21 protein-coding genes are annotated in these 19287 nt (G+C 66.9%); 15 read left to right on the top strand and 6 right to left on the bottom strand.

The window, feature by feature from the left end; translation table 11 throughout:
- Window positions 1–10 precede the first annotated feature (10 nt).
- The 3 genes from ACOYR3_RS14370 to ACOYR3_RS14360 are packed head-to-tail and all read right to left on the bottom strand — an operon-like array spanning window position 11 to window position 1393.
- Window positions 11–517, bottom strand: a complete 507-nt coding sequence (locus ACOYR3_RS14370; protein ID WP_291484389.1) for an arsenate reductase ArsC — start codon at window positions 515–517, stop codon at window positions 11–13.
- A gap of 13 nt (window positions 518–530) precedes the next feature.
- Window positions 531–1031 (bottom strand): ArsI/CadI family heavy metal resistance metalloenzyme, encoded by a 501-nt coding sequence (locus ACOYR3_RS14365; RefSeq protein ID WP_422843043.1) that lies wholly within the window; start codon window positions 1029–1031, stop codon window positions 531–533.
- A gap of 35 nt (window positions 1032–1066) precedes the next feature.
- Window positions 1067–1393 carry an ArsR/SmtB family transcription factor gene (locus ACOYR3_RS14360; RefSeq protein WP_422843042.1) on the bottom strand — a complete coding sequence of 109 codons (327 nt, stop codon included), beginning with the start codon at window positions 1391–1393 and terminating at the stop codon, window positions 1067–1069.
- 293 nt (window positions 1394–1686) lie between these two features.
- Here ACOYR3_RS14360 and ACOYR3_RS14355 point away from each other — a divergent pair, with 293 nt between their 5' ends.
- Together ACOYR3_RS14355 and ACOYR3_RS14350 are read left to right on the top strand one after the other, a co-directional pair.
- Window positions 1687–2739, top strand: a complete 1053-nt coding sequence (locus ACOYR3_RS14355) for a methionine ABC transporter ATP-binding protein (RefSeq protein ID WP_422843041.1) — start codon at window positions 1687–1689, stop codon at window positions 2737–2739.
- A 21-nt stretch (window positions 2740–2760) separates the two neighbouring features.
- Window positions 2761–3426 (top strand): methionine ABC transporter permease, encoded by a 666-nt coding sequence (locus ACOYR3_RS14350; protein WP_422843040.1) that lies wholly within the window; start codon window positions 2761–2763, stop codon window positions 3424–3426.
- A gap of 172 nt (window positions 3427–3598) precedes the next feature.
- Here ACOYR3_RS14350 and ACOYR3_RS14345 read toward each other — a convergent pair whose 3' ends face one another.
- Entirely contained in the window at window positions 3599–4369 is a 771-nt protein-coding gene (locus tag ACOYR3_RS14345) for a GNAT family N-acetyltransferase (RefSeq protein WP_422843039.1), read from the bottom strand.
- Between the two features lie 200 nt (window positions 4370–4569).
- Here ACOYR3_RS14345 and ACOYR3_RS14340 point away from each other — a divergent pair, with 200 nt between their 5' ends.
- The 4 genes from ACOYR3_RS14340 to ACOYR3_RS14325 all read left to right on the top strand — a co-directional run bounded on the left by ACOYR3_RS14340 (window position 4570) and on the right by ACOYR3_RS14325 (window position 8050).
- A complete protein-coding gene (locus ACOYR3_RS14340) occupies window positions 4570–5169 on the top strand; it encodes a DUF1566 domain-containing protein (protein ID WP_422843038.1) in 600 nt (199 codons plus the stop codon).
- Window positions 5170–5269: 100 nt separating this feature from the next.
- On the top strand, window positions 5270–6358 hold the full coding sequence (locus ACOYR3_RS14335; RefSeq protein ID WP_422843037.1) for a DUF6817 domain-containing protein: 1089 nt from the start codon (window positions 5270–5272) through the stop codon (window positions 6356–6358).
- A 125-nt stretch (window positions 6359–6483) separates the two neighbouring features.
- Window positions 6484–7281, top strand: a complete 798-nt coding sequence (locus ACOYR3_RS14330; RefSeq protein WP_422843036.1) for a MetQ/NlpA family ABC transporter substrate-binding protein — start codon at window positions 6484–6486, stop codon at window positions 7279–7281.
- A 217-nt stretch (window positions 7282–7498) separates the two neighbouring features.
- On the top strand, window positions 7499–8050 hold the full coding sequence (locus ACOYR3_RS14325) for an NADPH-dependent FMN reductase (RefSeq protein WP_422843035.1): 552 nt from the start codon (window positions 7499–7501) through the stop codon (window positions 8048–8050).
- Window positions 8051–8066: 16 nt separating this feature from the next.
- Here the strand turns inward: ACOYR3_RS14325 and ACOYR3_RS14320 are convergent, their stop codons facing one another.
- On the bottom strand, window positions 8067–8711 hold the full coding sequence (locus ACOYR3_RS14320) for an FMN-dependent NADH-azoreductase (RefSeq protein ID WP_422843034.1): 645 nt from the start codon (window positions 8709–8711) through the stop codon (window positions 8067–8069).
- 130 nt (window positions 8712–8841) lie between these two features.
- On the opposite strand from ACOYR3_RS14320, the gene ACOYR3_RS14315 reads away from it, so the two are divergent.
- The 9 genes from ACOYR3_RS14315 to ACOYR3_RS14275 all read left to right on the top strand — a co-directional run bounded on the left by ACOYR3_RS14315 (window position 8842) and on the right by ACOYR3_RS14275 (window position 18559).
- Window positions 8842–9795 carry a LysR family transcriptional regulator gene (locus ACOYR3_RS14315; protein ID WP_422843033.1) on the top strand — a complete coding sequence of 318 codons (954 nt, stop codon included), beginning with the start codon at window positions 8842–8844 and terminating at the stop codon, window positions 9793–9795.
- Window positions 9796–9924: 129 nt separating this feature from the next.
- Window positions 9925–10794 (top strand): HDOD domain-containing protein, encoded by an 870-nt coding sequence (locus tag ACOYR3_RS14310; RefSeq protein WP_422843032.1) that lies wholly within the window; start codon window positions 9925–9927, stop codon window positions 10792–10794.
- A 196-nt stretch (window positions 10795–10990) separates the two neighbouring features.
- On the top strand, window positions 10991–12781 hold the full coding sequence (locus ACOYR3_RS14305) for a methyl-accepting chemotaxis protein (protein WP_422843031.1): 1791 nt from the start codon (window positions 10991–10993) through the stop codon (window positions 12779–12781).
- Between the two features lie 154 nt (window positions 12782–12935).
- A complete protein-coding gene (locus ACOYR3_RS14300; RefSeq protein ID WP_422843030.1) occupies window positions 12936–13517 on the top strand; it encodes an RBBP9/YdeN family alpha/beta hydrolase in 582 nt (193 codons plus the stop codon).
- A gap of 318 nt (window positions 13518–13835) precedes the next feature.
- Window positions 13836–14831: a sulfate ABC transporter substrate-binding protein gene (locus ACOYR3_RS14295; RefSeq protein WP_422843029.1), complete on the top strand. Its 996-nt coding sequence runs from the start codon at window positions 13836–13838 to the stop codon at window positions 14829–14831.
- 156 nt (window positions 14832–14987) lie between these two features.
- Window positions 14988–15815 carry a sulfate ABC transporter permease subunit CysT gene (gene cysT / locus ACOYR3_RS14290; protein WP_422843028.1) on the top strand — a complete coding sequence of 276 codons (828 nt, stop codon included), beginning with the start codon at window positions 14988–14990 and terminating at the stop codon, window positions 15813–15815.
- 28 nt (window positions 15816–15843) lie between these two features.
- Window positions 15844–16737, top strand: a complete 894-nt coding sequence (cysW, locus tag ACOYR3_RS14285) for a sulfate ABC transporter permease subunit CysW (RefSeq protein WP_422843027.1) — start codon at window positions 15844–15846, stop codon at window positions 16735–16737.
- A gap of 12 nt (window positions 16738–16749) precedes the next feature.
- Window positions 16750–17874, top strand: coding sequence for a sulfate/molybdate ABC transporter ATP-binding protein (locus ACOYR3_RS14280; RefSeq protein ID WP_422843026.1), 1125 nt, complete (start codon window positions 16750–16752; stop codon window positions 17872–17874).
- 145 nt (window positions 17875–18019) lie between these two features.
- On the top strand, window positions 18020–18559 hold the full coding sequence (locus tag ACOYR3_RS14275) for a disulfide bond formation protein B (protein WP_422846595.1): 540 nt from the start codon (window positions 18020–18022) through the stop codon (window positions 18557–18559).
- A gap of 231 nt (window positions 18560–18790) precedes the next feature.
- Here the strand turns inward: ACOYR3_RS14275 and ACOYR3_RS14270 are convergent, their stop codons facing one another.
- Window positions 18791–19222: a winged helix-turn-helix transcriptional regulator gene (locus ACOYR3_RS14270; RefSeq protein WP_422843025.1), complete on the bottom strand. Its 432-nt coding sequence runs from the start codon at window positions 19220–19222 to the stop codon at window positions 18791–18793.
- Window positions 19223–19287: the final 65 nt, after the last annotated feature.

Below are 19287 nucleotides of genomic sequence, written 5' to 3'. Positions count from 1 at the left end.
GTGTTTCATCTCATTGCGCGGGCAGGTTGCGGGCCGTGGCTTGCAGCGCGGTGGCGGCCAGCTTGTCGTCGGGCAGGTTCACCAGCAGCTCCAGACGCCGCTTGATGGCGTGCAGGGTCTTGCGGAAGGCCTCGGCCTTGTCGGCGTCCGGGGCATCGCCCCCCGACGGGTCGGCATAGCCCCAGTGCGCCGTGGCGGGGTGGCCGGGCCAGATGGGGCAGACTTCGCCCGCCGCGTTGTCGCACACGGTGATGATCAGGTCCATGGGCGGCGCGCCGGGGGCGGCAAACTCATCCCAGCTCTTGCTGCGCAGCCCTTCGGTGGGGATACCCGCGTGGGCCAGCGCCTGCAGGCCCAGCGGGTGGGGCTGCTGGTTTTCGCGCGGGCTGCTGCCGGCTGAATAGGCCTTGAAGCGGCCCTGGCCCATGGCGTTGAGTAAGGCCTCGGCCAGGATGCTGCGGGCGGAGTTGTGCGTGCACAGAAACAGCACGTTCAAAGGAGTGCGTGGGGTGCTCATCGTGGACCTGGGCTCAGCAGCATTTGCGGGGGGTGTTGGCGGTGGGGCCGCAGCAGGCGGCCTTGCCCGCCTCGGGAGCGGAGGGCTTGCCCGTGGGGCAGCAGGCCGCCTGGGCCGCCGCGGGTGGCTGCGCAGCGGCTTCGTTGAATACGGGGATGTTGCCCAGGGTGTGGAAGTGCTCCCAGGCCACGCCCTGCGGGTCGGTGATCCAGTGCTTGTCGCTGCGGGCATAGCAGCAGGTGGTGGTGCCTTCGTCCAGCAGCGCCATGTCGGCGCTTTGGGCGCGGGCCTTGAGCTCGGCCAGTTCACCCGCCTCGTCCACCTGGAAGCCCAGGTGGTCCACGCCGGGCGTGGCGCCGCGGGTGGAGATGGCGAAGTTCACGCGCGGGTCTTCGAGCATCCATTTGGCGTAGTCGGCTTCGACCCGCGCGGGCTCGGCCGCGAACAGCCGGGAGTAGAACGCGATGCTTTGGGCCAGGTCATCGACATGCAGGTGGACGTGGAATCGCTTCATGGGGTTTCCTTTCGGGGTGGTGTTGGGGACGGAGATCAGCACTGGCAGGGCGCGGCGGCGGCGTCGGCCAGGCATTCGGCACCCTGGCAGCAGTTTTCGGTCAGGTAGGTGAGCAGGGCGTTCATGGTGGCAAACGATGCCCGGTAGACCAGGTTGCGCCCCTGGCGCTCCTGGCTCACCAGGCCCGCGTGCGCAAGTTCCTTGAGGTGGAAGGACAGCGCGTTGGGCGCGATGCCCAGCTGCTCGGCCAGCCCGCCGGGCGTCAGCCCTTCCTGGCCGGCGACCACCAGGGCGCGGAACACGCGCAGGCGCACTTCCTGGGCCAGCGCGGCCAGGGATCGGATGGCATCGGTTTCTTGCATGGTTCAATAATACAAGAAAAATTGAATTATTGAAATGTGCTGCCTTGCTCCATCAGCCGTGTTCAGAAAAAATGAAGAGAAAAGGGGATTTCTGCAAGGAGGGATAAGCGCGGGAGGCTATCGAAAAGATAGTGAACCGCCGAGGTCTGCCACATTCTTCATAACCCCGGTGTCTAACCAATCGATTTTTCAATCGTTTGTGAACTTACGATTCGCCGATACAGTCGCCCCTCTTTTTCCCTCTCACCCGCGCGCCAGCGCCTCCCAACCGGGGCGCGCCGCGCACTGCATTCATGATCGACTTACGGGGTATCACCCAAACCTACCAGGGCCCACAAGGCCCCGTCGAGGCCCTGCGGGGCATCGACCTCGCCATCCAGCCGGGCGAAGTCTTCGGCATCATCGGCAAGAGCGGCGCGGGCAAGAGCTCGCTGGTGCGCGTCATCAACCTGCTGAACCGTCCCACCACGGGCCAGGTCATCGTGGGCGGGCGGGACCTGACCCAGCTGCCCGAGGCCGCATTGCGCGAGGCGCGGCGCGAGATCGGCATGGTCTTCCAGCATTTCAACCTGCTGTCCTCGCGCACCGTGTTCGACAACGCCGCCCTGCCGCTGGAGCTGGCGGGCATGGACAAGGTCGCCATCCGCGCGCGTGTGAGCCCGCTGCTGGAACTGGTGGGCCTGGCCCACTTGGCCGGCCGGTACCCGGCGCAGATCAGCGGCGGGCAAAAGCAGCGCGTGGGCATTGCGCGGGCGCTGGCCAGCCGGCCCAAGGTGCTGCTCTCGGACGAAGCCACCTCCGCGCTGGACCCGGAAACCACCCGTTCCATCCTGGACCTGCTGCGCCAGGTGAACCGCGAACTGGGCCTGACGGTGGTGCTCATCACCCACCAGATGCAGGTCATCAAGCAGATTGCCGACCGCGTCGCCGTGATCGAGGCCGGCCGCATCGTGGAGCAGGGCCGGGTGCTGGACGTGTTCACCCGCCCGCAACAGGCCATCACCAAGAGCCTGATCGACGAGATCCTTCCGCAGGAGCTGCCCGCCAGCGTGCTGGACCATGTGCGCAAGCTCGCCGGCCAGTTGGGCGGGGGGCGCACGGGCCAGCTGCTGCGCCTGTCGTATGCGGGGGACAGCGCCTACCAGCCCATCCTGTCGCAGTTGATCCGCGAGTTTGGCGTGGACATGAGCATCCTGCACGGCCAGGTGGACGAGATCCAGAACGAGACCTTCGGCTCGCTGGCCGTGTACGCCAGCGGCGAGGCCGAACGGCTGGCCGGGGCGGTGGCGCATCTGCGCGCCGCCGGGGTGCAGGTGCAGGAAGTGGCCGTGGCGGCCGGTGCCTGAAGCGCGAAAGGAGCAACACACATGTTTGACCACTTCACACCAGCCATGCTGGAACTATTCACCAACGCCCTGTGGGAGACGCTCATCATGGTCGGCATCTCGGGCATGGTGGGCGGCCTTATCGGCGTGCCGCTGGGCGTGTTTTTGCGCCTGACCGACCAGGGCGGCGTGCTGCAGAACGGCCCGGTGAACAAGCTCGTGGGCTGGCTGGTGAATGCCGTGCGCTCCACTCCGTTCATCATCCTGCTGGTGGCCATCATTCCGTTCACGCGGTTCATCACCGGCTCGTCCATTGGCACGGCCGCGGCCGTGGTGCCGCTCACCATCGCCGCCGCGCCCTTCGTGGCGCGCCTGGTGGAGGCCGCCCTGCGCGAGGTGGACCCGGGACTCATCGAGGCCGCCCAGGCCATGGGTGCCACCACCGGCCAGATCGTGTGGAAGGTGCTGCTGCCCGAGGCGTTGCCCGGCATCGTCGCGGGCCTGACCATCACCTTCGTGAGCCTGACCGGCTACTCAGCCATGGCCGGCGCCATTGGCGGTGGTGGCCTGGGGGACCTGGGCATCCGCTACGGCTACCAGCGCTTCCTGCCCGAGATCATGCTGGCCGTGGTGCTGGTGCTGATCTTCTTCGTGCAGGCCGTGCAGAGCCTGGGCGACTGGGCAGTGCGCCGGCTGGGCCACCGGTAGGGATCCTCTTCACGAATCGTCGCGCCGTGTGCATCTGCGGACTCGGGCGGTCTGCTGCGCAAGCAAAGCCTCGCAATAGCACCTGCTATTGCTGCGTTTGGCGCCTTGCAGCCCCTCCCGATCCGCAGCGCCCACTTTCCGCTCGATTCGTGCAGAGCATCCCGGGCCGCCGCTACCGAGGCACGCGGTAGTGGTAGGCATAAGCGGGGCGGAAGCCCAGGCTTTCATACAGCCGCAGCGCTGGCGTGTTCTGGGCGCGCACTTGCAGATAGGCTGACGTGGCACCGGCCTGCGCCGCCCAGTGCAGCAGGCCCTGCACCAGCGCCCGGCCGCGACCGCCGCCCCGGTGGGTGGACGCCACGGCCAGGTCGTAGAGGCCCACGGCCCCGCGTTCCAGCACCGCCAGGCCAAAGCCGACCGCCTGGCCCTGGTCGTGCTGCAGTGCATAGGCGGCCGGGTGGGCCACGGATTCGAGCATGCTGTGGTGCAGGCGGTGGTGGTGGGGCGCTACGCCGTTGGCGGCGGCAAAGCCGCTGAGCCACGCGTCCGACGGGGTGGCGCTCACCAGCGTGCAGCCCTCTGCCGGCCCCACGCTGCCCGGCGCCAGCGGCCGGTGCAGCACCAGCGACGGGTCGAAATGCGCATACCCTGCCGCAGCCAGCGCGCGGTCGGCCTCCGGCGGGGCCAGGGGCGACAGGCGGAACACCGCCGGCAGGCCGTGCCGGGCATACAGCGCCTCGGCCGCTTCACGCACGCCGTCGAACGGCGCACCGGCCTCCAGCGCGTTGGCCGAGTTGGCGCGCTTGGTGTAGCCACCCGAGAGCCGGAACACCCAGCCGTGGTGGAACACCGTCTGGCGCGCAGGCCAGGCGTTGAGGGCGCGCTCTTCCAGGTCGCGCAGGGCATTCAGGGGCACGGCGGGGGCGGGGGTGGTCGTCGTCATGGATATGGCGTTTTGTTTGCTATTAAATGTATAGCTGCTTGCGCTGATGGGTCGGGCGCAGGAGGGCATTTTGACTGCAAATGCAGGGGTTTCCTTTCGCACCCTGCGCCGCGACCCCTTGACGTGCCGCCTGGCGCGGGCGGCGCGATGGGGTTAGCGTACGGGCTGTCTCCCTTCTTCTTTACCGATCTCCTTTCCCCATGAAACTCCGTTCGCGCACCTTCTCCCTTTGGGCGGGCTCCGTGCTCGCGCTGGCAGCGCTGACCGGCGGCGCCGCGGCCGCCCCGGCCTCGCAGGACTGGTCCTTGTCCGACGATGGCGCCTATGTGCTCGACCTGCGCGCGGGCCTGGCCTGGCCACGTTGCGTGGAAGGCATGCAGTGGAACGGCAAGACCTGCATCGGCAAGCCCGCGCTCCTGGACCGGTCGGCGGCCAATGCCCTGGCGGCCGACCGCTGGAAGGCCGAGGGCGTGGGCTGGCGCCTGCCGCGCGCGGCCGAACTGCAGCGCCTGGTGGACCGCAGCCTGTCCCCGCCCGGGCTCAACCCCCAACTGTTTCCGGCGGCGCCGGGGCAGTGGCACTGGTCGTCCACCGCCAACGTGAGCCCGCTCAGCGGCAACCAGTACAACTACAACAACATCGCCCAGGGCCGCTCCGGCGACGGCGGGCGGCAGGCTGCCATGCTCAACGGGTGGGCCGTCAACCTCAGCACCGGCGAGGCGCGGGGCGACGCGGCGCGCAGCAGCAAGCTGCCGGTCCGGCTGGTGCGGCCCATCCCGGTGGCGAACACGGCCAAGTAGCCGCCCGCGCGGCAAGGCCGATGCCGCGCCGCGGCGGGCGCCGGCAGGTCCTGTGTGTACATTCCATCTCCGATATCCCTAAATACCGGAGACACCTGCCATGACCTTGCCGCTGCACCCCCTGGACGCCGATCTTTTTGCCCGCGCACAGCCGCTGCTGGACGACGAGTGGCTGGCCCGCGACGCGGATCTGGCGCCGGTGCTGCCCACGGTGCTGGCCCGCAACGTGGGGCAGGACTGGCACAAGGCGGGCACCTTCCGCCACCACCTGGTGGGCGTGGCCCGGTCGCTGACCGTGTGGCAGCAGCCCCGCGACGTGCGCCTGCTGGGGCTGCTGCACAGCGTGTACGGCAATGCGTTCGTGGACCTGGTGAAGTTCGACCCCGCCCGGGAGCGCGCCCGCGTGCGCGAGATCGCGGGGGAATCGGCCGAACACCTGGTCTACCTGTTCTGCACCCAGTCCCGCACGCAGTTCGTGCAGCGGGTGCTGGCCCACGGCATGGAAGGCGACGGCAGCCTGGTGCTGCACAAGGACGGGCAGGACCATCGGCTCACCCCCTACGAGGTGGCGGCCTTCATCATCGTGAGCATGGCCGACACCATCGAGCAGTGGTTCAGCTGGCAGGACGACATCTTCTCGCGGTTCCCCGACGTGCAGCACCGCCACCAAAAGGCGCACTGGGCGGCCTCCCTGTGGCCCGGGCCCATGCGGCCGACGGGGCGCATGGTCCACCAGATCAACGGGCTGGCCAAGGCGCTGCAGCACCCCGGCCTGAAAGACCGGCTGCCCCTGCCGCCGGTGTTTGCCCACTGCACGCAGCACCTGTCCGCGGCCAACGAGGCGGCCGCCGCCTCGCTGTACTGGTCCGTCATCCAGCAAGACCAGCCGCTGGTGGACCTGGACGTGGCCACTGGCGTGCTGGAAAGCGCCGTGCGCCACAACCCCTGGGTGGGCGAGCCGCAGATGGTGCTGGCCCAGCTGTACCTGTCGGCCGGCCGCCGGGACGATGCCCGGGCCGCCGCCGAGAGTGCCTTGCACCTCTTCAGCGCCTGGGGCAACTCCTGGGACAAGCGCGTGCAGTGGGACGCCTGGGTGGCCTGGACGCGCATCCTGCTGCAAGGCGCCACGGCGGAGGGCGCGTGGCCGGAGCGGCTGGACAAGCTGAACAACGTGGCGCTGAAGGGCTGAGCCCGGGCCGCAGCTCCCTATTGCACCTTTATGCGAAAAAGTTGGAACGAAATGAAAACGTATCCGTTCCTGTTTTAACGGGAAAACCCTAGGATGCCAGCCATCTCTCAACGAAAGGTTTTTCCGTGAACAAGCGCTCTCTGCTGCAAACTGGCCTGGCCCTCGCAATCACCGCGGCTTTCTCTGCGGGCGCCATGGCGCAGGACAAGCCCATCAAGGTGGGCGTGACCGGCGGCCCCCATGCGCAGATCTTCGAGCAGGTCAAGAAGGTTGCCGAAAAGGACGGGCTCAAGATCCAGGTCATCGAGTTCAGCGACTACGTGCAGCCCAACGCCGCCCTGGCCGCCGGCGACCTGGACGCCAACAGCTACCAGCACAAGCCCTACCTGGACGCGCAAATTGCCGACCGGGGCTACAAGTTCGCGGCCGTGGGCTACACCGTCAATTTCCCCATCGGGCTGTATTCCAAGAAGGTCAAGAAGCTCGAGGACCTGAAGGAGGGCGCCAAGTTCGGCATTCCCAACGACCCCACCAATGGCGGGCGCGTGCTGCTGGTGCTGCAGGACAAGGGGCTGATCAAGCTGCGCGACGGCGCGGGCCTGAAGGCCACGCCGCTGGACGTGGTGGGCAACCCCAAGAAGCTCAAGTTCGTGGAACTGGACGCCGCCCAGCTGCCCCGCTCGCTGGACGACCTGGACGCCTCGGCCATCAACACCAACTTTGCGTTGTCGGCCGGCCTCAACCCGGGCAAGGACGCCATTGCCCAGGAAAGCGCCAAGAGCCCCTACGTGAACCTGATCGCCGTGCGCGAGGCCGACAAGGACAAGCCCTGGGTGGCCAAGCTGGTCAAGGCCTACCACTCGGAGGAAGTGCGCAAGTTCATCCAGACCGAGTTCAAGGGCGCGGTGCTGGCCGGCTTTTGAGCCCGGTGCCCGGGGTCTGCGCCGGGCTGGCATTTGAATAAAAAGAGCTTCCCGCGCTTGCTGAAAAAGCGCTGGAAGCTCTTTTTTTTGATAGCAAATGATGGCGGGGTGCCTATAAGCCCGCCGTGCAGAGAGACGCGTGTCTTGATGAGGTTATGCCCTGCGCCTACCATGGTCGGCCCGGCACGCCTTGCCACCTTCAGGACAGGAGAATTCCATGGCCCAGCTTCACATTGCCGTTGTCGTCGGCAGCCTGCGCAAAGAGTCGTTCAACCGCAAACTCGCCACCGCGCTGGCCCGTCTTGCGCCCGCGGACGTGACGTTCACGCAGGTGCGCATCGACGACCTGCCCCTGTACAACCAGGACGATGACGGCCAACAGGCCGCGCCGGTGCAGCGCCTCAAGGGCGCAATCCAGGCGGCGCAGGGCGTGCTGTTCGTGACGGCCGAGTACAACCGTTCCATTCCCGGCGTGCTCAAGAACGCGATCGACCACGCGTCGCGCCCTTACGGCCAGAGCGCCTGGGCCGGCAAGCCGGCCGGCGTCATCGGCGTGTCGGTGGGGGCCATCGGCACCGCGCTGTCGCAGCAGCACCTGCGCAACGTGCTGGCCTACCTCGACATGCCCACCCTGGGCCAGCCCGAGGCCTTCATCCAGGCCAAGGACGGGCTGTTCGACGCCGACGGCAACGTGGGCGAGGGCAGCCGCCAGTTCCTGCAAGGCTGGCTGGACCGCTACCTCGCCTGGGTGCGCGCCCACGCCGCCTGAAGAAGACGCCGGGCGCTCAGGCAGCCTGCGCCACCTGCGCCTGGTTGGCGGCAACGCCCGTGTGGGCTTGTACGTCCTGCTCGGCGCTGGCCAGGGCGGCTGCCTTGGCGTCCGGGCCCATGCCCACGCCTTCGGCGCGCACGAAGCGCACGTCAGTGATGCCGAAGAAGCCGAACACCACCTTCAGGTAGCTCTCCTGGTGCTCCATGGCCTGGCCGCCTTCGCTGGTGGAATACACGCCGCCGCGGCTGGAGGCCACGATCACCGTCTTGCCGCCCGCCAGGCCCACGGGGCCCTTGTCGGTGTACTTGAAGGTGCGGCCCGTCTGGGCAATGCGGTCGATCCAGGCCTTAAGCTGGCTGGGGATCGAGAAGTTGTACAGCGGCGCGCCGACCACGATCACGTCTGCTGCCAGAAACTGGCTCACCAGCGCCTCGGACAGCGCGTTTTCCTGGCGTTCGATCTCGGTGGCGGCCGCCTGGCCGGTGCGGAACCCCAGGGACTGGGCCGCCAGGTGCGAAGGGGCCTGGACGGCCAGGTCCAGGTACTCCACCTGCGTGCCGGGGTGGCGGGCCACCCACGCGGCCACGGTGTGCGCGGTCAGTTGGCGGGACACGGATTGTTCACCGGTGATGGCAGAGTCGATGTGAAGCAGACGCATGGAAAAACTCCTGGTTGGGGGCTCCGCCCGATGCGGCAGAACCAATGCCAGGAATTTTGGGCGCGCATGCCGTTGTTGATAAGCGGGTGAAGTTGCGATAGATTGTTCTATTCATAGGACGATCCACGCCATGCAAGACCTCAACGACATGCTGTATTTCGCCGAAGTGGTGGAGCGGGGCGGTTTTGCCGCCGCCGGCCGGGCCCTGGGCATCCCCAAGTCGCGCCTGTCCCGGCGGGTGTCCGACCTCGAAGCCCACCTGGGGGTGCGCCTGCTGCAGCGCACCACCCGCCGCCTGTCGCTCACGGAAGTGGGCGAGGCCTATCTGCGCCACTGCCAGGCCATGCGCGAGTCCGCCCAGGCGGCGGCCGACACCGTGGCCCAGGTCCAGACGGCTCCGCGCGGCACCATCCGCGTGAGCTGCCCCGTGACGCTGGCACAGACGGTGCTGGCCGAGCTCATGCCGCCCTTTCTGGCCGCGTACCCGGAAGTGCGGGTGGAGATGATGGTCAGCAACCGCGCGGTGAACCTGGTGGAAGAGGGCATCGACGTGGCGCTGCGCGTGCGGCCGTCGGTGGACGACAGCGGCAGCATGGTGGTCAAGCGGCTCGACCACGCCACGCAGATCCTGGTGGCCAGCCCGGAGCAGCTCACCCGCCAGGGAACGCCCGAGACGCTGGAAGACCTGGCCAAGCTCGACAGCATTGCCATGTCCGCCCCGGACGGGCGCTCCAGCTGGAACCTCATCGGCCCGGGCGGCGTGCACCAGGTGGTGCACCACACGCCGCGCTATGTGGCGGACGACCTGCTCACCCTCAAGTTCGCGGTACTGGCCGGCACCGGCATCTGCTGGCTGCCCGACTACATGTGCCAGGACGAGATCCGCGACCGCCGCCTGGTGCGGGTGCTTCCGGCCTGGGCGCCTGCGCCTGCCATCGTGCACGCGGTGTTTCCGTCGCGCCGGGGGCTGTCGCCCGCCGTGCGCCGCTTCCTGGACTACCTGGGCGACGCCATGCCGGGCCACAGCAGCCAGGTCGCCCGCCAGGCCCTCCAGGGCAGCGGCACCGCCGCGGCTGCCCGCTGACAAAGGCCTGTCATGGCCCGGAACCGGGGCAGTGAACCCGGTTCCTTCCTGCTGTTTTGGCCGACAATGCAACCAATTGCAACTGTTCGGGCCAGCACGCAGGATTCCTGCGCCGCCCGGGGATCCGCCGTGACCTCTGTCCACCCTGTCGACCAGCACATCCAGCAAGCCCGCATGCACCCCGCCGTGCGGGCCATCGTGATTCCGCCGTGCCCGGAATCGCTGGTGCGGCTGCAGGCCATCATTGCCGCCCCCGAGCTTGACGCCTCGGCGCTGGAGCAGCTCGCGTCGTCCGACGTGGCCATGGCCGCAGCGCTGATCCGCCTGGCCAACAGCCCGCTGCACGGCCTGGCCCAGCCGGTGCAAACGGTCGGGATGGCGCTCACCGTGCTGGGGCTGCAGCCTGCGGTGGAACTGCTGTCGGCGTTCATCACGCGCAATGCGTTGCAGGTGCGCTCGCCGCTGCTGGACCATTTCTGGGAAAGCTCGCAGCGCCGCGCCATTGCCTGCGAACACATCGGCCACCAGCTCTACAGCTTCGACCCCGGCCTGGGCTACAGCTTCGGGCTGTTCTGCCATGTCGGCATGCCGGTGCTGGTGAAGGCGGTGCGGGGCTACGCCAGCACCGTGACCGAGGCCCTGGCCCGCAAGGACCGCACCTTCACCCAGACGGAAAATGCCAACCACCGCACCGACCACGCCGTGATGGGCGCCATCGTGGCCCGCACCTGGCACCTGCCCGGGGACGTGGCGCAAGCCATCTGGCTCCACCACGACTTCTCGTGCCTGCAGGATGAACGCTTTGCTCCCACCGTGCGGCACCTCGTGGCCCTGGGGCTGCTGGCAGACTTCCTGGTCAACCAGCACGACAACCTGCCGCCCACGCGCGAATGGCTGCAACACGGCGAGGCCAGCCGGGAACATCTGCATGTGTCCCAGGACGAACTGGACCATTGGATCGACACCTTGCACCCGGCCTTCGAGGCGGTGAAGTTCTAAGGTTTGCTACAGGGGGCGTTGCCCCATCATCTTTGAAGAAATATCGTTTTTATCATTTATTCGTTTGAAGTTGTATTTTTATCAAAATTGTGATAAATTTGCGGCTTTTGAACGGGTGTGTGTCCGCGCCCCCTTTGCGCTAAGCGGGGTGGCGGCAGGCCCGGGGGCGGGCCTTCCGCCCACAGGAGTCCAAACGATGAAAAACTTGAAAATATCTACGCGCCTGGCGGGCGCCTTTGCACTGCTGGTGGCGCTGCTGCTGGCGCTGGCCGCGGTGTCGATCGCGCAGTTGGGTGCGTTGCGCGATGACACTGCGGAAATCACCGGCAATTGGCTGCCCAGCGTGCAGGCCATTGGCGCCATTGATGCGGAAGCCGCCAACCTGCGCCTGACCATCCTGGGGCACGTGCTGAGCACGGACGAGGCGGTCATGGCGGACCTGGACAAACAGATCGAGCAGCGGCGCGGCAAGCTGGGCGAACTGCGCAAGCGCTACGAGTCCCTGATCAGCAGTCCGGAGGAGCGCAAGCTCTACGAGGAGTTCGGGGCGGCCTGGAAGCAGTACACCGACGTGAACAACAAGGCGCTGGAGGCTTCGCGCAAGAACGACAACGTGGGCGCGACCGCCATCATGATGGCCGACTCGGCAACGCTGTATGTCCAGGTCAAGGGGGTTCTGGAGAAGCTGGTCCAGCTCAACGCGGAAGGTGCGGCCCAGGCTGCCAAGAGCTCGGCTGCGGGCTACGTCGTGGCGCGCAACACCGTGATCGCGGTGTCCGCGGCGGCCCTCGCGCTGGCGCTGGTGGCGGCGCTCTGGCTCATCCGTTCCATCACGGCCCCGCTGGCCACGGCCGTGGCGGTGGCAGACCGGGTGGCGGCGGGGGATCTGTCGGGCCACATCGCGGTCAGCTCCCAGGACGAGACAGGCCAATTGCTCAGCGCCCTGCAGCGCATGCAGCAAAGCCTGGTGAACACCGTGAGCAGCGTGCGGCAAAACGCCGAAGGCGTGGCCAGCGCCAGCTCGCAGATCGCCTCGGGCAACAACGACCTGTCCGCGCGCACCGAACAGCAAGCCAGCGCGCTGGAAGAGACCGCCGCCTCCATGGAAGAGCTGGGCTCCACCGTGCGCCAGAACGCCGACAACGCCCGGGCCGCCAACCAGCTGGCCGTCAACGCCTCCAGCGTCGCCGTGCAAGGCGGAGACGTGGTGGCCGAAGTCGTGCAGACCATGAAAGGCATCAACGACAGCAGCAAGAAGATCGCCGACATCATCAGTGTGATCGACGGCATCGCCTTCCAGACCAACATCCTGGCGCTCAACGCCGCCGTGGAAGCCGCCCGTGCCGGAGAGCAAGGCCGGGGCTTTGCCGTGGTGGCCGGCGAAGTGCGCAACCTGGCGCAGCGCAGCGCCGAGGCCGCCAAGGAAATCAAGGCCCTGATCACTGCCAGCGTGGAGCGCGTGGAGCAAGGCACCGCCTTGGTGGACAAGGCCGGAGCGACGATGACGGAAGTGGTCAGCGCCATCCGCAGGGTGACGGATATCATGGGAGAGATCAGCGCGGCCAGCAGCGAGCAAAGCGCGGGCGTGGGGCAGGTGGGCGAAGCGGTGACGCAGATGGACCAGGCCACGCAGCAGAACGCGGCGCTGGTGGAAGAGATGGCGGCGGCGGCCGGGGCGCTGAATGCGCAGGCGGGCGAGCTGGTGCAGGCCGTGGCCGTGTTCCGGCTGGACGCCGATGCGGCGGCACCGCGCGCACTGCCTGCCCAGGTTGTCCGCCCGGCGCCGGTGCGCGCAACAGTGGCCTCGTCGGCGGCAGCCGCCCGTGCACCGCTGCGCAGTCGCACGGCTGCGCCCAAGGAGGGCCTGCGGTCGGCCGGAAGTGCGTCCAATTCGCCCCGCGCAGCGGCCACGCCGGCCTTGCAGGCCACGGCCGCTTCCGCGCCTTCCGCCGCCGGCAGCAAAGACGACGACTGGGAAAGCTTCTGAGCTTTCAGCGCAGGCCGCCCTTCTTCAGATGTTTTTTTGATGAAGTAACAACAATTCAGTCGTTTGGGTTTTAAAGCGGGGTTTGCAGAATAGGCGCATCCCTGCTTAACGCAGCCGCCGCCAAGCCCTTCCGGCAGGCTGTTGCCCCAACGCTTTGACCTGCCCCACCGTCATCATTGTCCCCGGCTGGCGTGACTCCGGCCCCGGCCACTGGCAAAGCCTGTGGACCGAGCGCCTGCCCGGTGCGAGCCGGGTGGTCCAGGACGACTGGATCACCCCCCGGCGTGCGGCCTGGGTGGAACGGCTGGAGCACACCGTGCTGGCGGCGCCGGGCCCCGTGGTCATCGCGGCCCACAGCCTGGGGTGCATTGCCACGGTGCACATGGGGCCTGCCGCGGCAGCACGTGTGGCCGGCGCCTTGCTGGCGGCCCCGGCGGACCCGGAACGCCGCGCCGTGCTGAGCGACTTCGCCCCCGTGCCGTATGCACCCCTGCCGTACCGCAGCATCGTCGTGGCCAGCAGCAACGACCCTTATTGCCCGATTCGCCTGGCCGGCGCCTATGCACGTGCCTGGGGCAGCGAATTCGTGCGCATGCAGAACGCCGGGCACATCAACATTGACTCAGGCCACGGCGAATGGCCCCTGGGCTGGGCTTTGCTGCAATCGCTGTACGGCGGCGCCGCCCCGGCGCTGGAAGTTCCCGCGCCCTGGGCAACCGCGACCAGCGCCGCCTGAGCCCGCCCGCGTGGGCCCAAGGGATCCTCTTCACGAATCGTCGCGCCGTGTGCATCTGCGGCCTCGGGTGGTCTGCTACGTTGCAAATCCTCGCAATAGCCGCGGCTATTGCTGCGTTTTGCGCCTTGCAGCCCCTCCCGATCCGCTGCGCACACTTTCCGCTCGATTCGTGCAGAGCATCCCAAGCGATCTCCCTGCCGTCGGCATTGAAATCTATATGCCGCTGGAGGATTATTTAACAAGAATCTATTCTTTTGAGTTTTAAAGCGCGCTCCGCACAATGCTGCATCTCCCAGCATCTTTGGACGGATTCCTGCAATGACTTCTTTGAAACTCAAGACTGTTCTGGCTTCTCTGGTCCTGGCCGCCAGCGGCATGGCCGCCGCGCAGAATTCGCTGCTGAACGTGTCGTATGACGTGGCACGCGAGTTCTACAAGGACTACAACGCCGCCTTCATTGCCCACTACAAGAAGACCACCGGCCAGGACGTGAAGATCGACCAGTCGCACGCCGGCTCCAGCGCCCAGGCCCGCGCCGTGAACGACGGCCTGGCCGCCGACGTGGTCACGATGAACACCACCACGGACGTGCAGTTCCTGGCCGACAACGGCGTGGTGGCCAAGGACTGGGCCAAGAAATTCCCCAACGACGCCTCGCCCACCACCTCCACCATGCTGTTCCTGGTGCGCAACGGCAACCCCAAGAACATCAAGGACTGGGACGACCTGATCAAGCCCGGCGTGCAGGTGATCGTGGTCAACCCCAAGACGGGCGGCAACGGCCGCTATGCCTACCTGGCCGCCTGGGGCGCCGTGCGTGAAAAGGGTGGCACCGAAGCCCAGGCCGCCGAGTTCGTGGGCAAGCTCTACAAGAACGTGCCGGTGCTGGCCAAGGGCGGGCGCGACGCCACGGCCACCTTCCTGCAGCGCAACCAGGGCGACGTGCTCATCACCTTCGAATCCGAGGTGGTGTCCATCGACCGCGAATTCGGCACTGGCAAGGTCGATGCCGTGTACCCCTCGGTGAGCATCGTGGCTGAGAACCCCGTGGCCGTGGTGGAGCGCACCGTGGCCAAGAAGGGCACGGCCCAGCTGGCCAAGGTCTACCTGGACTACCTGTACTCCGACGAGGCGCAGGAGATCGCCGCCAAGCACGCCATCCGCCCGCGTTCGGAAAAGGTGCTCAAGAAGTACGAAGCCACCTTCAAGCCCCTCAAGCAGTTCACCGTCGCCAAGTACTTTGGCAGCCTGACCGAGGCGCAGAAGGTGCACTTCAATGACGGTGGGCAGTTCGACAAGCTGTATAGCAAGTGACCACCCCCCTGAGCCGCTTCGCGGCTTCCCCCCTCTCTCTGCGCGCTGCGCGCTCCGGGAGGGGGACGACGCCAGCGCGGCGGGGCAGCCCTTGCGCGGCGTCTGCTGGTTCAGATCGCGCCAGTCTTTAGCGCGGCGCCCATCGGTTGACTCCCTATGACTAGAAACAAGAGCGCCAAGAAGGTGCTGCCGGGCTTCGGGCTCACGCTGGGCTACACGCTGTTCTATCTCAGCGTCATCGTGCTGATCCCGCTGTCGGCGCTGATCTTCAAGACCTTTACCCTGAGCTGGGAGCAGTTCTGGGCGGCCGTCAGCGCGCCGCGGGTGCTCGCTTCGTACCGGCTCACATTTGGCGCATCGTTCCTGGCGGCGCTGGTCAATCTGGTGTTCGGGCTGTTGATTGCCTGGGTGCTGGTGCGCTACAAGTTTCCGGGCAAGAAGATCATGGACGCGCTGGTGGACCTGCCGTTCGCGCTGCCCACGGCCGTGGCGGGCATCTCGCTCACGGCCTTGCTGGCGGGCAACGGCTGGGTGGGCAGCGTGCTGGAGCCTCTGGGCATCCAGCTGGCGTTCAAGCCGGCGGGCATCGTGATTGCGCTCATCTTCATCGGCCTGCCGTTTGTGGTGCGCACCGTGCAGCCGGTGCTGGAGGACGCCGAGAAAGAACTGGAAGAGGCCGCCACCTGCCTGGGCGCCACGCGGTGGCAGACCTTCCGGCTGGTCATCCTGCCTTCCGTCGCACCCGCGCTGCTCACGGGCTTTGCCATGGCGTTTGCCCGCGCGGTGGGTGAATACGGGTCGGTGATCTTCATCGCGGGCAACATGCCCATGGTGTCGGAGATCACGCCCCTCATCATCATCGGCAAGCTGGAGCAGTACGACTACGCCGGCGCCACGGCCGTGGCCGTGGTCATGCTGGTCATCTCCTTCATCCTGCTGTTCGTCATCAATGCGCTGCAGGCCTGGCAGCGCAAGAGAGCCTGAGCCGCGCCCCGGACAGAAGAGAGCTGATATGAAACCCCACACTGTTCGCCGTGCCCATGCGGGCACCACCGAAGCGCCCTGGGTGCGCTGGACGCTCATCGCCACCGCGCTGGCGTTCATGCTGCTGTTCCTGGTGCTGCCCCTGGCCGCCGTGTTTGCCGAGGCGCTGCGCAAGGGCTTTGGCGCCTACCTGGAGGGCCTGCGCGAGCCCGATGCCTGGGCCGCCATCAAGCTTACGCTCATCACCGCGGTGATTGCCGTGCCGCTGAACCTGGTGTTTGGCGTGGCGGCTGCCTGGTGCATTGCCAAGTACGAGTTCCGCGGCAAGGCCTTTCTGACCACGCTGGTGGACCTGCCGTTCTCGGTGTCGCCCGTGGTGGCGGGGTTGATCTATGTGCTGATGTTTGGCGCGCAGGGCTGGTTCGGCCCGTGGCTGCAGGCGCACGACATCAAGATCATCTTTGCCGTGCCCGGCATCGTGCTGGCCACCGTGTTCGTGACCTTTCCCTTCATTGCGCGCGAGCTCATCCCGCTGATGCAGGCCCAGGGCAACGACGAAGAGCAGGCCGCCATCGTGCTGGGCGCGAGTGGCTGGCAGACCTTCTGGCACGTGACGCTGCCCAACATCAAGTGGGGCCTGTTGTACGGCGTGATCCTGTGCAATGCCCGGGCCATGGGCGAGTTTGGCGCGGTGTCCGTGGTGTCGGGCCACATCCGCGGGCAGACCAACACCATCCCGCTGCACGTCGAGATCCTCTACAACGAATACCAGTCCGTGGCTGCGTTCGCTGCCGCATCGCTGCTGGCGCTGCTGGCATTGGTCACGCTGGTCATCAAGACGATTGCCGAACACCGCAACGAACAGGCCCTGAAGGCCGCTGCTGAACTCCCGCCCGAACGACCGGTTCCCGCCGGCGTGTGAAGGAAGAAGACCATGAGCATTGAAATCCGCAACGTCAGCAAACAGTTTGGCGACTTCCAGGCCCTGCGCGACGTGAGCCTGGACATCGCCTCCGGCGAACTCATCGCGCTGCTGGGCCCCTCGGGCTGCGGCAAGACCACGCTCTTGCGCATCATCGCGGGCCTGGAAACGCCCGACACCGGCAGCATCCACTTCAGCGGCGAAGACACCACCGACGTGCACGTGCGCGAGCGCAACGTGGGCTTCGTGTTCCAGCACTATGCGCTGTTCCGCCACATGACGGTGTTCGAGAACGTCGCCTTCGGCCTGCGCGTGAAGCCCCGCGGCGAGCGTCCGAGCGACGCGCAGATCCGGCAGAAGGTGATGGACCTGCTCAAGCTGGTGCAACTGGACTGGCTGGCCGAGCGCTACCCCTCGCAGCTCTCCGGTGGCCAGCGCCAGCGTATTGCCCTGGCCCGCGCGCTGGCCGTGGAGCCCAAGGTGCTGCTGCTCGACGAGCCCTTCGGCGCACTGGACGCCAAGGTGCGCAAGGAACTGCGCCGCTGGCTGCGCCGCCTGCACGACGAACTGCACGTGACCAGCATCTTCGTGACCCACGACCAGGAAGAAGCCCTGGAGGTGGCCGACCGCGTGGTGGTCATCAACCAGGGCAAGATCGAGCAAAGCGGCTCTCCCCAGCAGGTGTGGGACCAGCCCGCCAGCCCGTTCGTGTACGGCTTCCTGGGCGACGTGAACCTGTTCCACGGCCGCGCGCACGAAGGCCTGGTGCACCTGGAGGGCATGCAGATCGACTCGCCGGAACATAGCCAGGCGCAGAACGCCAAGGCCTTTGCCTATGTGCGCCCGCACGATCTGGACGTGGAGCGCTATTCGCCCGGCGCCGGGCTGGACGCCGACGGCCGCCCCCGCGGCATCGTGGCCCAGCTCAGCCGCGCCATCGTGGTGGGCCCCATCGCGCGGCTGGAACTTATTCCGTCCGACGACCACAAACCAGCGGACAATGCGTCCCCAGACCATTTGATCGAAGCGCAGATCCCCGCGCAGCAGTTCAAGGAAATGGGGTTCAAGGAGGGTGAAACGCTGGTGGTGACGCCACGCCGCGCCCGCGTATTTCTGGATCACGCTGCTGGAATCTGACTCCCCCCGAGCCGCTGCGCGTCTTTCCGCTGAAGGGACGCTCCCGGTGGACTGGCGGAGCCGGGTCCACGGGCGCACTGGCATCGGCCGCGCCCGTTTTAAGGCGGTGCCGTGTGCAATAGCTACTGGATGAGAGATAAGAATGATGGTGTTGAACTGGATTGATCAGGCCCCGCGCCGCGTGCTGGCGCTTATCAGCGTGGCCTGCGTGGCGATGCTTGCCTTTGGCATGTACCTGCAGCATGTGGTGGGCCTGGAGCCATGCCCCATGTGCATCGTGCAGCGCTACGCCCTGATTGGCGTGGCCGTCTTTGCCGGCCTGGCCAGCGCCCGGGGCGCCAAAGGCTGGTGGATGACCTGGGCCGTGCTGGCCCTCGTCACCGCCGGTTTCGGCGCCTTCGTGGCCGCCCGCCAGAGCTGGCTGCAGTGGTACCCCCCGGAGATTGCCACTTGCGGCCGCGACTTCTACGGCATGATCGAAAACTACCCCATCAGCCGAGCCATCCCCATGATCTTCCGCGGCTCGGGCGACTGCACAGCGGTGGACTGGACTTTCCTGGGCGGCTCCATTGCCAACTGGTCGTTCATCTGCTTTACCGGCTTCGGCGCGGTGTTGGTGGCGCTGCTGGTGCGCGGCCTGAAGAGCGGCAGCCCGCGGGGCGGGGCAGGGTACTCGGTGGCTTGATGCCGCAAGGCCCTGGCCGGGCTTGATGCTTGAAAGGCGCTCCTCGGAGCGCCTTTTTGTTTTGGGGCCTTTGCGGGGCTGTTGCGGAGGGTGGGCCGGGCGTGGACGGGTGGGGCTGCTTTGCAGCGATTGCGGCCCGTTACCCTCTGTCGAGGTTTGGCGTAAGGCGGCGCGGGGCCCTCATGCCTTTCTCATCCCTCCTTCTCCACGAACATCTGGGATCAGGGCTTGTCAACGCTGCCGGTAAATGGTGGCGTGCCCCGCAGCCGGCAGCGGGTCGGGCGCCTCGTCAAAGCGCTTTTGCGACTCCGCGATGGCAGGCTTGTTCTTCTCTGCCCAGGCCACGAGCGCCATCACCGGTTCCAGCAGTGTCTCTCCCAACTCGGTGAGCTCATAGTCCACGCGCGGAGGGATGGTCGGGTAGATCGTCCGGGTGACCAGGCCGTCGCGCTCAAGGCCGCGCAATGTCAGCGTCAGCATGCGTTGCGAGATGCCTTCGATCTCGCGCCGCAGCTCGTTGAACCGTCGTGTTCCGCTGCGCAACGTCGCAATGATGTACAGGCTCCACTTGTCGCCGATGCGATCGAGGATCTCGCGCGTGGTCTCGCACGCACGCTCAGATGGCTTGGGGACCTCTGAGAGGTCGATGTGACTCGGTGACATTCGTGTGCCTTCTTGTGGGGGTGACATGGGAACCATACCATCCTTTGTATTTGGTAGTAATCAAG

It is taken from the genome of Acidovorax sp. M2(2025) (assembly GCF_049330835.1).
Lineage (GTDB): Bacteria > Pseudomonadota > Gammaproteobacteria > Burkholderiales > Burkholderiaceae_C > Acidovorax.
The sequence above is the reverse complement of the archived record's forward strand: the minus strand, read 5'-3'. Positions and strand labels throughout refer to the sequence as shown.

Coding starts and splice junctions, on each gene's coding strand:
- ACOYR3_RS14295 (WP_422843029.1), top strand. CDS start 13,836: ATGACTTCTTTGAAACTCAAGACTGTTCTGGCTTCTCTGGTCCTGGCC.
- ACOYR3_RS14305 (WP_422843031.1), top strand. CDS start 10,991: ATGAAAAACTTGAAAATATCTACGCGCCTGGCGGGCGCCTTTGCACTG.
- ACOYR3_RS14335 (WP_422843037.1), top strand. CDS start 5,270: ATGACCTTGCCGCTGCACCCCCTGGACGCCGATCTTTTTGCCCGCGCA.
- ACOYR3_RS14270 (WP_422843025.1), bottom strand. CDS start 19,222: ATGTCACCGAGTCACATCGACCTCTCAGAGGTCCCCAAGCCATCTGAG.
- cysT (WP_422843028.1), top strand. CDS start 14,988: ATGACTAGAAACAAGAGCGCCAAGAAGGTGCTGCCGGGCTTCGGGCTC.
- ACOYR3_RS14345 (WP_422843039.1), bottom strand. CDS start 4,369: ATGACGACGACCACCCCCGCCCCCGCCGTGCCCCTGAATGCCCTGCGC.
- ACOYR3_RS14355 (WP_422843041.1), top strand. CDS start 1,687: ATGATCGACTTACGGGGTATCACCCAAACCTACCAGGGCCCACAAGGC.
- ACOYR3_RS14365 (WP_422843043.1), bottom strand. CDS start 1,031: ATGAAGCGATTCCACGTCCACCTGCATGTCGATGACCTGGCCCAAAGC.
- cysW (WP_422843027.1), top strand. CDS start 15,844: ATGAAACCCCACACTGTTCGCCGTGCCCATGCGGGCACCACCGAAGCG.
- ACOYR3_RS14315 (WP_422843033.1), top strand. CDS start 8,842: ATGCAAGACCTCAACGACATGCTGTATTTCGCCGAAGTGGTGGAGCGG.
- ACOYR3_RS14320 (WP_422843034.1), bottom strand. CDS start 8,711: ATGCGTCTGCTTCACATCGACTCTGCCATCACCGGTGAACAATCCGTG.
- ACOYR3_RS14275 (WP_422846595.1), top strand. CDS start 18,020: ATGGTGTTGAACTGGATTGATCAGGCCCCGCGCCGCGTGCTGGCGCTT.
- ACOYR3_RS14325 (WP_422843035.1), top strand. CDS start 7,499: ATGGCCCAGCTTCACATTGCCGTTGTCGTCGGCAGCCTGCGCAAAGAG.
- ACOYR3_RS14360 (WP_422843042.1), bottom strand. CDS start 1,393: ATGCAAGAAACCGATGCCATCCGATCCCTGGCCGCGCTGGCCCAGGAA.
- ACOYR3_RS14280 (WP_422843026.1), top strand. CDS start 16,750: ATGAGCATTGAAATCCGCAACGTCAGCAAACAGTTTGGCGACTTCCAG.
- ACOYR3_RS14350 (WP_422843040.1), top strand. CDS start 2,761: ATGTTTGACCACTTCACACCAGCCATGCTGGAACTATTCACCAACGCC.
- ACOYR3_RS14340 (WP_422843038.1), top strand. CDS start 4,570: ATGAAACTCCGTTCGCGCACCTTCTCCCTTTGGGCGGGCTCCGTGCTC.
- ACOYR3_RS14370 (WP_291484389.1), bottom strand. CDS start 517: ATGAGCACCCCACGCACTCCTTTGAACGTGCTGTTTCTGTGCACGCAC.